We start from the raw sequence: 12,368 nt of genomic DNA, 5'->3' as shown, positions 1-12,368 counted from the left end.
ATGGACACCACCATCCCCCTTCTGCCGCTGCCCTTCGAGGTGGAAACAAAGCCGGTCCTGAAAAGCCTTGCGCGTGCTCACCGGGCGCTGGCCGAACTGAAAGGCACGGCGGGGATCGTGCCGAACGAGACCATCCTCATCAGCACGCTGTCGCTGCAGGAAGCGAAAGACAGCTCCGCCATCGAGAACATCGTCACAACCGAAGACGACCTCTATCGCAGCGACGCCGCCAAGTCCCAATTCGCGAGCCTCGCCGCGAAGGAGGTCCACGCCTACGCGCGGGCGCTGCGCGAAGGCTTCGAGCGCGTCCGCCAGACCGGGCTCATCACGAACAACGACATCCTGCAAATCCAGGCGACGCTCGAAGCCAACCAGGCCGGCTTCCGCAAGCTGCCCGGCACAGCGCTCAAGAACGAACAGACCGGCGAGACGGTATTCACGCCGCCGCAAAGCCACGCCGAGATCGTCGCGCTCATGGACAATCTGGAGCGCTTCATCAACGACGACGACGTCGCCGGCCTCGACCCGCTCGTCAAGATGGCCGTCATTCACCACCGCTTCGAGACCATCCACCCCTTCTACGACGGCAATGGGCGCACCGGCCGCATCCTCAACATCCTCTATCTCGTGAAGGCGGGCCTGCTGGGGACCCCCATCCTCTATCTGTCCCGCTACATCAATCAGAACAAGCCGGAATATTACCGGCTGCTGCAAGCCGTGCGCGACCGCGACGCGTGGGAGGAATGGGTGCTGTTCGTGCTCGCCGGCGTCGAGCAGACCTCCCGGCAAACCACGGCCCTCGTCTTCGGCGTGCGCGACCTGATGCTGCGTCATAAGAACCGGATGCGCGGCGAACTCCCCCGTATCTACAGCCAGGACTTGCTGAACAATCTGTTCCGCCACCCTTACACGAAGATCGAGTTTGTGATGGCCGACCTTGGCGTGCATCGCAACACCGCCACGCGCTATCTGGAAGCGCTGGCCGGAATTGGTCTTGTGACAAAACATAAAATCGGCAAGGAAAACTACTTTTTGAATGACGATCTATTCAACCTGTTCCTCAGCGTTGGCGAGCGCAGCCAGAGCGCGACATGACAGCAACATGCACAAGAAAACGGCCTTTTCGGTGCGTATGGGCGGCGAGATGCACAGGAAAACGGTTTTGTTTGTGCATGAGCGCTAAGACCAGGAAAACGGAGATCGCTCTACCCACGGAGGGACGCACATGGCCAGGAAACGGCGGTTCCTGGTGCCTTTCGCGAAGCTCATTCACCGAGAAGGCTCGTTTCTTGTGCGCATCCCGACTGACATTCACGGCGGTTTTCATGGAGAGGTCTTCGAGCGCTGCCGTCGGGGCGACCGCTAACATCTTTACGCAAGGGGCAGCGGCATGACTGTCAAGCCAGGTTACAAACAAACCGAGGTGGGCATCATTCCTAATGAATGGCAGGTGACCACTGCGGCGAATATTTGTGAATTAGTTGTAGATTGTAAGAATAGGACACCGCCACTCTGCAATGATGAATCTTTTGCCGTCGTAAGAACACCTAACGTGCGCGATGGCCAGTTTGTCCGCGAAGATCTGCGCTATACAGATCTGTCTTCATTTATAAAATGGACTGAAAGAGCAACTCCTCGAACAGGCGACATTTTCATAACTCGCGAGGCTCCGCTCGGGGAAGTTTGCATGGCTCCGTCAGATCTAAAAGTCTGCCTGGGCCAAAGGATGATGATGTATCGGCCGGATACCGTGAATGTCACAAGTTCGTTCTTGCTTTACGCTTTGCTTTCGGAGCAAGTCCGCAAAAATCTTCTAGAAAAAGTAGGTGGCTCTACTGTAGGACATGCCAAAGTAGACGATATCCGCTTTCTGACGGTACCGCTGCCGTCGATGGAGGAGCAGCGGGCGATTGCGGCGGCGCTTTCCGATGCGGATGAGTGGATCGCGAGACTGGACCGGCTCATCGCCAAGAAGCGCGATATCAAACAGGCCGCGATGCAGCAGCTCCTCACCGGCAAAACCCGCCTCCCTGGCTTCAAAGGGGCTTGGACGATCGCAACTTTGCGAGATGTGTGCGGATTTGAGAATGGTGATAGAGGGGGCAATTACCCCTCGAAGGCGGATTTCACGGAAGGCGGTTATGCTTTCATAAATGCCGGTCACGTTCGCGATGGGAAAATAGACAAACGGTCACTCGACTTTATAACCAAAGAAAAATACGATTCCTTGGGAGGCGGAAAGTTCTTTCCTGGAGATATTCTTTTCTGCTTGCGTGGATCACTCGGTAAATTTGGCGTGGTAGACGGAGACTCCGGTGCAGGTGCCATAGCCTCATCTTTGATAATTGTCCGGCCGAGAGCGAATGTCTCGCCGCGCTTTCTCGTCTCTTATTTCAAATCGGACCTCTGCAAAAAAATGATTGAGAAATGGGCGGGAGGCGCTGCCCAGCCGAATCTTGGGGGGCAAGACCTTGCTCGGTTTCAGATTTACTTGCCGCCTACGTTTGAGGAGCAAGATGCAATTGGATCGGCAATCTCCGACACAGATGCCGAGATCGACCAGCTCGAAGCCAAGCGCGACAAAGCGCGATCCATCAAGCAAGGCATGATGCAGGAGCTGCTGACGGGGAGGGTTCGGCTGATATGAGCGCGCCCCTTTCATCCCGTCCCCTCGGCCAGCCAGAAAGCGCCACGCAGGCCCGCGTTATCGCCTTGCTGCGCGACACGCTCGGCTATGACTATCTCGGCAATTGGAAGGATCGCGACGGCAATCGCAACGTTGAGGAGGGGCTGCTGCGCACCTTCTTGCGGCGCACGCGCCCCGGCGACGATCCCCTCATCGCGCGCGCCATCGCGGAATTTCAGCGTGTGGCGGGCGACCAGTCCCGAAGTCTCTACGACGTGAACAAATCCGTCTACGAGCTGCTGCGCTATGGCGTGAAAGTCGCACCCGCCGCCGGCGAGAACCACGAAACCGTCTGGCTCATCGATTGGAAGAACCCGGCCGCCAACCATTTCGCCGTCGCCGAGGAAGTGACCGTGAAGGGCTTCGACGCCAAGGCCGCCACGAAGCGGCCGGACATCGTGCTCTATGTGAACGGCATCGCGCTCGGCGTCCTGGAATTGAAGCGCTCCACAAAGTCGATGGCCGAGGGCATCCGCCAGAACCTCGACAACCAGAAGAAGCAGTTCATCCGCCCCTTCTTCACGACCATGCAGCTCGTCATGGCTGGGAACGACACCGAGGGCCTGCGCTACGGGACCATTGAGACGACCGAGCGCTATTACCTCGCCTGGAAGGAAGACAGCGCCATCGAGAACCCGCTCGACCGCGCGCTGAGCCAGCTCTGCCATAAGGCCCGCTTCCTCGAACTCCTGCACGATTTCATCGTGTTCGATTCCGGGACCAAGAAGACCTGCCGGCACAATCAATATTTCGGCGTGCGCGCCGCGCAAAAGCGCGTCAGAGCGCGCGAGGGCGGCATCATCTGGCACACGCAAGGCTCCGGCAAAAGCCTCACCATGGTGTGGCTCGCGAAGTGGATCCGCGAGAATGTGACGGGCGCGCGCGTCGCGATCATCACCGACCGTACGGAACTCGACGAGCAGATCGAGAAGGTTTTCGTCGGCGTCCAGGAGAAGATTTATAGAACGACGAGCGGCGCGGACCTCATCGCCAAGCTCGCCGACACGACGCCATGGCTGATGTGCTCGCTCATCCACAAATTCGGCGTGGCCGACGACGCCGACATCGCCGAATACGTCACAGAACTCACCACGGCGGTAAGCCCCGGCTTCAAGCCGCAGGGCGACATCTACGTCTTCGTCGACGAATGTCACCGGACCCAATCCGGGCAGCTCCACGATGCGATGAAGGCCATCCTGCCGGACGCGATGTTCATCGGCTTTACGGGGACGCCGCTATTGAAGGCCGATAAGGCGACAAGCCTGGAGAAATTCGGAACCTACATCCACACCTACAAGTTCGATGAAGCAGTCGCCGACCGTGTCGTGCTCGATCTGCGCTATGAGGCGCGCGATATCGATCAAAGTATCTCATCGCCGGACAAGATCGACCAATGGTTCGAGGCGAAGACAAAGGGGCTGACCAACTTCGCGAAGGCGCAGCTCAAACAGCGCTGGGGCACGCTTCAAAAGGTGATGTCGAGCCAGTCCAGGCTGGAAAAGATCGTCGCCGACATCCTCATGGACATGAACACCAAGGACCGCCTCGTCAGCGGCCGCGGCAACGCCATGATCGTCTCGGGCAGCATCTATCAGGCGTGCAAGCTCTATCAGCTGTTTGAGGAAACCGAGCTGGCCGGCAAGTGCGCCATCATCACATCCTATAGGCCCGCGATTGCCGACACAAAGGGCGAGACGACGGGCGAGGGGCTGACGGAGCGCCTGCAGAAGTACGAGATCTACAACCGAATGCTCAACGGCAAGACGCCCGAAAAATTCGAGACGGAGGTGAAGAAGAAGTTCGTCGACGAGCCGGGACAAATGAAGCTGCTCATCGTCGTCGATAAGCTTCTCACCGGGTTCGACGCGCCGCCGGCGACCTATCTCTACATCGACAAGCACATGCAGGATCACGGCCTCTTCCAGGCCATTTGCCGGGTTAACCGCCTCGATGGCGACGACAAGGATTACGGCTACATCGTCGACTACAAAGACCTGTTCAAGAGCCTGGAAGGCTCGATCAAGGACTACGCGTCCGGCGCCTTCGACGCCTATGCACCCGAGGACGTGAAGGGGCTCCTCGTCGATCGCCTCGAGGATGGGCATAAGCGCCTCGAAGAGGCCCTGGAGGCGCTGAGGGCGCTTTGTGAACCGGTTCCCTCGCCACGAGATTTACCGGCCCACCATCGCTTTTTCTGCGGCTCTGTCGATGCAGACAACAAGGCGGCGCTGAAAGAGAGCGAGCCGAAGAGGCTTCTTCTTTATCGGCTCGTCTCAAGCCTGCTCCGAGCCTACACGAATCTCGCAAACGAAATGGAAGAAGCCGGATATACCAACCAGGAGGCGCAGGCCATCAAGGCCGAGGTGAAGCACTTCGAAGATGTCCGCGCGGCCGTGAAACTCAAGAGCGGCGACTACATCGATCTGAAGATGTACGAGCCCGCCATGCGGCATCTCATCGACGCCTATATCCGTGCCGAGGACAGCTTGAAATTATCGGCCTTCGACGATCTCTCGCTGGTGGACATGATCGTGAAGAGCGGCGTGAAGGCCATCGACGCCCTTCCCGAAAGCATCGCAAAGGACGAAGGAGCGGTCGCCGAAACAATCGAGAACAACGTCCGCAAGATCATCACCGACGAAGAGCCAGTCAACCCGGCATACTATCAGAAGATGTCCGACCTCTTGGACGCGCTGATCAAGCGGCGCCGGGAAGGCGCCCTGGAATACAAAGCCTACCTCGACGAGATTGTTGAACTGGCCCGCAAGGTGAAGATGGTGGATCCCGGACCCACCTATCCCATCGGCATCGATACGCCTGCGAAAAGGGCTCTCTTCGATAACCTTCAGGATGAGAACCTTGCCGTCGCTATTGACGCCGCTATCCGGCAACATAAGCCCGATGATTTCCGAGGCCATCCAATCAAAGAGAGAGTGGTACGCAGGGCAATCGCTCAGGCTCTCAAAGATGACGCCCGCCTTGACGAAATCTTCGAGCTAGTGAAGGCCCAGAGTGAATACTGACAGCCGCGAGATCATTGTTGGCGGTGTACCTGTCGAGGTAGTTCGGAAGCGGATTAAGAACCTCCACCTTGGCGTCTACCCTCCCGAAGGCCGCGTCCGGGTAGCGGCGCCGCTCGTCCTGAGCGACGACGCCGTGCGGCTTGCCGTCGTCGCCCGTCTTGGCTGGATCAAGCAACAACGCGCCAAGTTCGGCGCGCAGGAGCGCCAGTCTGAGCGTGAATATGTTTCAGGCGAGTGCCACTTTTTCAAAGGACGGCGATACCGATTGAACGTTGTCGAAAACGGCCGCCGGTCCAAGGTCTCTGTTCGTGGGAATGAATTTATCGATCTGACCATAAAACCCGGAACCGATCGGGCTGGTCGCGAAAGCGTGCTACAGAAATGGTATCGCAAGGAGCTTAGGCTAAGCGCCACACCGATTGTTGAGAAATGGGCCGAGCGCATGGACCTGCCCGTTCCCGACTTTCGCATTAAGCGCATGAAAACGAAGTGGGGAACCTGCAGTATCAAGAACCGGCGGGTGTGGCTTAACCTCGAGCTAATCAAAAAGCCCCCAGCTTGCGTCGAGTACATTGTTGTCCATGAACTTGTCCACCTTCTTGAGCGCCACCACAATAAAACCTTCATCTCCCAAATGGACCGCCTTCTGCCCGGCTGGCGCTCAACGCGCCAGCAATTGAACGTCCAACCTCTGGCAGCGGAGACTTGGGCTTAAGGCAGGCTCCGCGCTTCTAAGCAGCCGCGAATTCATAGGTTGACCGGGATGACCGCAAGTGGCCCATCTCGACGGAGGCCTTCGTCCGCTTACAGACGACTTCCGCCGTTCACGATTATCGAACCGACGAAATTGACCCTAACCAGCCTACGATGAATTCCCTTGGAAAGGAGTTCGGCACGACTGCTTTTCGTGTTTGATGCAGAACATTTTTTTGCAGCAGCTGTGATGTGTCGCCTCGAATCCCAGAGACTTTACTTGCTGCCGTGTTGCCGCCAGCGAATTCCGGGAGATTGCGGTACCGCCCATTCGCGAAAAAATGTCGCGTGAGCGAAGCCTTTCGGTGGTCGGAGCTTACAATTGTCCGAATTCGCAAATAACTCTTGGCGAGTTCATTTAGGCCCTGGCATCAGGACTGCTTTTCATGCATTTGGTTTTCGAGCTATCGCGCGATCGGCTCTCTTTTAGGGATCGCGGGCAAGAGCGCCCATTCACAGACCAAGATTTTGCGAAACTCCACGATTGGTCTAAACGTTATCGCTATCTTCGCGCAGACTTCAATCCACAAGCGCTGGAGCAGCTTGGCCAGGAGATGTTCGCCTGGCTCAACGGCGCACAGAAATGGCTTGAGGCTGCGTTAGCGGCCCCGACCGGCGACATCCATTGTGAGTTTCGATGCGCGGGCGTCCTTGACGGCAAGGGGCGGCTTTTCCTCAACGCGCCCTGGGAATTGCTTGCGGATGAGACCGGCTTTCTCGCAAAAAGAGAGCCACGCATCTTCTGCGTCGCCCGCCGTATTGGCAGGCCAACAGCACAGGCTGGAGCCTGCGCCGCTCATGGCGATGTGACGGCGCTGTTCATGGCGGCGGCTCCCGAAGGAGCGCCGGAACTCGATTACGAGCGGGAAGAGACGGCGATCATCTCCACGACGCAGGGCTTGTCGCTGAACCTCGCGGTCGAGGACAGCGGCGCGCTCTTTCCGTTCGCGACGCGGGTGAAACTGGAGGGCGACCTCGACGTGGTGCATCTCTCTTGCCACGGGAATGACGAGCGAAATGCTCTGATCTTCGAGGACGAGTATGGCGACGCCGATCCGGTCACGGCGGCGAAACTGAAGCAGGATGGTTTCGGCGAGCGCCTTCCGCCGCTGATCTTTCTTTCGGCCTGCCACAGCGCCGAAGACACCCGCAAGGCCAAGGACGGGGATAATCCGCTGCCTCTATCCATGGACCTCGTTCAAGCAGGATTTCCGGCCGTGCTGGGCTGGGGCGGCCCTGTGCTCGACCATGACGCAACCCGATTTGCCAGGGAGTTTTACGGCCAGCTTGTGAGGGGCCGCCGTCTTGACAGCGCGGCAGCTTACGCTCGCCTCGCCGTTTTGAAGCAGGACGACTGCCCCGGACGCGATTGGCATCTGGCAAGGCTTTATCTTGGTCCTGACGGAGGAGCGCCTCTCTGCACCGCTGGTGCGAGATCGCGGCCGAAAACCGTTCTCGCTGAGCACGGCCATCAAGACATTCTGCAGACGAAGCAGGCCGCTGAAAGCAGTGCGCCAAGCCGGCAACTGCCTGTGGCGAGCCGCCAGAGCTTTGTCGGCAGGCGGCGGCAGACGCAGGAGATCCTGCGCGTGTTCCGGGCTGGAAAAGACGCCGGCATTCTCATTCACGGCCAGGGCAAGTCCGGCAAGACCAGTCTCGCCGCCCGCATCGCCAACAGACTGCCATCGTTGAAGCCGGTTGTAATTTTCGGCGACTATCACACGATGGCGATCTTTGGCGAAATTCTGAGGGCCTGCCCGCCAGCGCTGCGCCCCGCCCTCGAGAGCCAATGGCTTCCTCTCATCGAGCAGCGTGGTGACAATCTCGGGCTAGCACTTGAAGCGATGCTGAGAGGCCCGCTGAACCAGGACGCGCCGATTCTCCTGATCGTGGACGATCTGGAACAGGCGCTCGACGCCCCGCAAGCGGGACAGGAGCCGACGACGGTCAAACAAGAGTATCTCGAAAGCCTGCGCGGCGTGGTCGAGGCTTTCGCCGAGACGCTCGGGCACACGGAAAGCCGCCTCCTGTTCACGAGCCGCTACACCTTCACGCTGCCCGATGCAAAGAACTGCGAACTCGCGGCAAAGCTCCATGACCTTGCGCTGCCGCCCATGAACGAGCGAGAGCGCTTGAAGCAGATGCAGGCGCGGCTTCGCCTTGATCACAGCAAGCTGAACAGTACGCTGCAGTCGCAATGCATTGAGGCCGCGTGCGGCAATCCCGGCCTTCAGGAGCTTTTGACAAACGCCGCCTTGGAAGATGCGGCTGCCGCTGGAACGGCGCTGGCGGCGATGGAGCGTTATCTCGCCGATGGCGCCGTGCCTGCAGAAAACAAGACGGCCGCTTTCCTCGAAAATCTGGCGTTGAACACGCTCGTCAACGCGGTGGATGAGGACGGCCGGGCCCTATTGCGCGCAGGTACAGTCCTAGCCATTCCTGTCCCGGAAGGCGTGTTCGCCGCCATCGCGAAAGCACTGGCGCTTGGCGATGCGGGCAAGCTGCTCGCGCGGCTGAAAGGACTTGGCCTGCTCGACCGCCATATTGCCGACCGCGAAACCGGCGAGGCTCACTTTCTTGTCAACCGCCTTGTGCGCCCGAGCTTGCTGAAAGAGGTCAAGGGCGTCCGTGCGCCAAAGCCGGACTGTCCGTTGCTGCCAGGCTTCGATCCAGGTCCCGTAGCCCTGACGCAAGCGGACCAAATCTTGATCGTTGGAGCCATTCTGCCCAACCTGAAGGCGCAATGGTCTGACGGCGCCAGTCATGTTCAGTTACGGCCGGAAGCGCTGGAACTGATGCGCCTTGCCGAACTTGGGCAGGATTGGACGCTTTTGGGAGAGGCTGCGGCGGCGGGCGCATTCCATCTTCAGCGATCGTATCAACCCCAGGCAGCGGCGGCGGTAGCCTTTTGGGCCTTGGAGCTACTTGAAGCCGAAGAAGCACATCCGCCCGCTCGCCTGCTGAAAATCGGTGCTGAGCTCGCCGGGCAGTTCGGGCATGGGGAGACCGCCAGGACCCTGCTCGAACGCGGGTTGACGACGAGCAATGACGGTTTTGATCAGGCTTCGCTCTGGCTGGACTGGGCGGGCCGTCAAGCCCAAAGCGGCGAACCAGAAGATGCATTGCAATGGCTCGAAAAGGCGAAAGCCGAGTTTGAGCGGCTCGGCGATGTGCGCTCAAGAGCCGTCACCATGGGCCAGATCGCCGATATCCTTTCCGCCCGCGGCGATCTCGACGAGGCCCTGCGCATCCGCCGCGAGGAGGAGCTGCCGGTCTATGAGCGGCTCGGCGATGTGCGCTCAAGAGCCGTCACCATGGGCAAGATCGCCGATATCCTTTCCGCCCGCGGCGATCTCGACGAGGCCCTGCGCATCCGCCGCGAGGAGGAGCTGCCGGTCTATGAGCGGCTCGGCGATGTGCGCGAAAGAGCCGTCACCATGGGCCAGATCGCCGATATCCTTTCCGCCCGCGGCGATCTCGACGAGGCCCTGCGCATCCGCCGCGAGGAGGAGCTGCCGGTCTATGAGCGGCTCGGCGATGTGCGCTCAAGAGCCGTCACCATGGGCCAGATCGCCGATATCCTTTCCGCCCGCGGCGATCTCGACGAGGCCCTGCGCATCCGCCGCGAGGAGGAGCTGCCGGTCTATGAGCGGCTCGGCGATGTGCGCTCAAGAGCCGTCACCATGGGCCAGATCGCCGATATCCTTTCCGCCCGCGGCGATCTTGACGGGGCGCTGCGCATCCGCCGCGAGGAGGAGCTGCCGGTCTATGAGCGGCTCGGCGATGTGCGCTCAAGAGCCGTCACCATGGGGCAGATCGCCGATATCCTTTCCGCCCGCGGCGATCTCGACGAGGCCCTGCGCATCCGCCGCGAGGAGCAGCTGCCGGTCCTATGAGCGGCTCGGGCGATGTGCGCTCAAGAGCCGTCACCATGGGCAAGATCGCCGATATCCTTTCCGCCCGCGGCGATCTCGACGAGGCCCTGCGCATCCGCCGCGAGGAGGAGCTGCCGGTCTATGAGCGGCTCGGCGATGTGCGCTCAAGAGCCGTCACCATGGGCCAGATCGCCGATATCCTTTCCGCCCGCGGCGATCTTGACGGGGCGCTGCGCATCCGCCGCGAGGAGGAGCTGCCGGTCTATGAGCGGCTCGGCGATGTGCGCGAAAGAGCCGTCACCATGGGCAAGATCGCCGATATCCTTTCCGCCCGCGGCGATCTCGACGAGGCCCTGCGCATCCGCCGCGAGGAGCAGTTGCCGGTCTATGAGCGGCTCGGCGATGTGCGCTCAAGAGCCGTCACCATGGGCAAGATCGCCGATATCCTTTCCGCCCGCGGCGATCTCGACGAGGCCCTGCGCATCCGCCGCGAGGAGGAGCTGCCGGTCTATGAGCGGCTCGGCGATGTGCGCGAAAGAGCCGTCACCATGGGCAAGATCGCCGATATCCTTTCCGCCCGCGGCGATCTCGACGAGGCCCTGCGCATCCGCCGCGAGGAGCAGTTGCCAGTCTTTGAGCGGCTCGGCGATGTGCGCGAAAGAGCCGTCACCATGGGCCAGATCGCCGATATCCTTTCCGCCCGCGGCGATCTCGACGAGGCCCTGCGCATCCGCCGCGAGGAGGAGCTGCCGGTCTATGAGCGGCTCGGCGCTGTGCGCTCAAGAGCCGTCACCATGGGCAAGATCGCTCATGTTCTTGTACAGAAGGGCGATGTAGGCGGTGCGCGGGCCTTGCAGATGAAGAGCCTCGAGGTCAACCAGGCGCTGGGCGATCTCGACGGAATTGCCGCCACCTTATGGGCTTTGGCTCAACTCGATCTGGCTGAAGAGAAAGCTGGCGACGCCATACCCCGGATTTTCGAGGCTTATGGGATTGTTACGAAACTGGGCCGCGCCGAGGGCATTGCCGTGATCGGCATACTTGTCGGCCAAATCCTGGCAGCCAATGATCAACCGGACGAAGCGCGACAAGTCCTGCAACAGTCTGCCGGGATGTTCGGCAAGCTCGGGCAGCAGGGCGCGGCGGAGCAGGCGCGGGAGTTGATCCGGAAACTCAATCTGGAATGAAGCGCCAGCTCTTGGCCGGCGCTGCCGATTCGGTTGTGCAGGCCGATGCGCTTATCGCGTAGAAGGACAGTGAAACTCAGGCGAGGCTGGACGAGCAAAAGGAGGGACCATGGTTGCAATCGTCATCGCAGCCGAAGGACCGAACGCAGAAAAAGCAGCCGCTGTGGCGGCGGATTTTTTCAAGGAAGAGTTCGGGGTAGAGGCGCACATCAAGGTTGTCGGGCCAGATGAGAACGAGAAGTTTTTCGAGCACATCGATCCCAACTGGGTTGCGGCTATCCTCTCCATTCCCGGCGCGATCCTGTCGTCGATCGAGCTGAACCAGCGGCTGAAACTCATCGAGCGCACGAACGCTATGCTGACGGCGATACGGCAACGGCTCGGCACCGCGAGCGGCGTCATTCGCATTGGCAGCGTCAAGACTTTGGACCTTGCAACGATCAAGGCGAAGGAATTGGTCGATGCGATCCTGAGCGCAAAAGAAGACGGCGAAAGCAGGTAGCCCCGCCACTTGCAGATCCGTTTTCCGCCATCAATCGAAACTCGCAGACTTGGGATGGCAGCTTGTGGCCCATCTCGACGGCGGCCTTCGTTCCGCTTACAGACCACTTCCGCCTTTCACGATGATGGAACCGACGAGGATGACCCTAACCGGAACTCGTGGCGAATTGTAAATCAATTGGACGCGGATGCCTGCTTCGGGCTTCCAATCGGGAATTGCCCATGGCCCGGACGTTTATCTCAACGCCGTCGAGACGCGCAGATTACCTCGTGTTGCAGATTGGCGTCATTCCGGCGGCCGGCGAGGCGCGCTCAGTACAGCCGATGCGCTGTCGGCTGACTC

The 12,368-nt window shown here is 60.1% G+C and carries 7 protein-coding genes; all 7 read left to right on the top strand.

The window, feature by feature from the left end:
- The 7 genes from RVAN_RS14265 to RVAN_RS14235 all read left to right on the top strand — a co-directional run bounded on the left by RVAN_RS14265 (window position 1) and on the right by RVAN_RS14235 (window position 12,026).
- A complete protein-coding gene (locus RVAN_RS14265) occupies window positions 1–1,095 on the top strand; it encodes a Fic family protein (protein ID WP_013420414.1) in 1,095 nt (364 codons plus the stop codon).
- Between the two features lie 295 nt (window positions 1,096–1,390).
- A complete protein-coding gene (locus RVAN_RS19165; RefSeq protein WP_013420412.1) occupies window positions 1,391–2,647 on the top strand; it encodes a restriction endonuclease subunit S in 1,257 nt (418 codons plus the stop codon).
- Entirely contained in the window at window positions 2,644–5,709 is a 3,066-nt protein-coding gene (locus tag RVAN_RS14255; RefSeq protein WP_013420411.1) for a type I restriction endonuclease subunit R, read from the top strand. The genes RVAN_RS19165 and RVAN_RS14255 overlap by 4 nt, the downstream gene beginning before the upstream one ends.
- The gene (locus RVAN_RS14250; RefSeq protein ID WP_013420410.1) at window positions 5,699–6,424 is read left to right on the top strand and encodes a M48 family metallopeptidase; all 726 of its coding nucleotides are present in this window, start codon (window positions 5,699–5,701) and stop codon (window positions 6,422–6,424) included. The genes RVAN_RS14255 and RVAN_RS14250 overlap by 11 nt, the downstream gene beginning before the upstream one ends.
- A 592-nt stretch (window positions 6,425–7,016) precedes the next feature.
- Window positions 7,017–10,358, top strand: a complete 3,342-nt coding sequence (locus RVAN_RS14245; protein ID WP_169309560.1) for a CHAT domain-containing protein — start codon at window positions 7,017–7,019, stop codon at window positions 10,356–10,358.
- Between the two features lie 35 nt (window positions 10,359–10,393).
- Entirely contained in the window at window positions 10,394–11,524 is a 1,131-nt protein-coding gene (locus tag RVAN_RS14240; RefSeq protein ID WP_169309559.1) for a tetratricopeptide repeat protein, read from the top strand.
- 109 nt (window positions 11,525–11,633) lie between these two features.
- On the top strand, window positions 11,634–12,026 hold the full coding sequence (locus tag RVAN_RS14235; RefSeq protein ID WP_013420407.1) for a hypothetical protein: 393 nt from the start codon (window positions 11,634–11,636) through the stop codon (window positions 12,024–12,026).
- The last annotated feature ends 342 nt before the right edge of the window (window positions 12,027–12,368 follow it).

It is taken from the genome of Rhodomicrobium vannielii ATCC 17100 (assembly GCF_000166055.1).
Classification (GTDB): Bacteria; Pseudomonadota; Alphaproteobacteria; order Rhizobiales; family Rhodomicrobiaceae; genus Rhodomicrobium; species Rhodomicrobium vannielii.
The sequence above is the reverse complement of the archived record's forward strand: the minus strand, read 5'-3'. Positions and strand labels throughout refer to the sequence as shown.

What these genes read in the sequence shown, in the direction of transcription:
- RVAN_RS14240 (WP_169309559.1), top strand. Translation starts at nt 10,394, where the DNA reads ATGGGCAAGATCGCCGATATCCTTTCCGCCCGCGGCGATCTCGACGAG.
- RVAN_RS14235 (WP_013420407.1), top strand. Translation starts at nt 11,634, where the DNA reads ATGGTTGCAATCGTCATCGCAGCCGAAGGACCGAACGCAGAAAAAGCA.
- RVAN_RS14265 (WP_013420414.1), top strand. Translation starts at nt 1, where the DNA reads ATGGACACCACCATCCCCCTTCTGCCGCTGCCCTTCGAGGTGGAAACA.
- RVAN_RS14245 (WP_169309560.1), top strand. Translation starts at nt 7,017, where the DNA reads ATGTTCGCCTGGCTCAACGGCGCACAGAAATGGCTTGAGGCTGCGTTA.
- RVAN_RS19165 (WP_013420412.1), top strand. Translation starts at nt 1,391, where the DNA reads ATGACTGTCAAGCCAGGTTACAAACAAACCGAGGTGGGCATCATTCCT.
- RVAN_RS14255 (WP_013420411.1), top strand. Translation starts at nt 2,644, where the DNA reads ATGAGCGCGCCCCTTTCATCCCGTCCCCTCGGCCAGCCAGAAAGCGCC.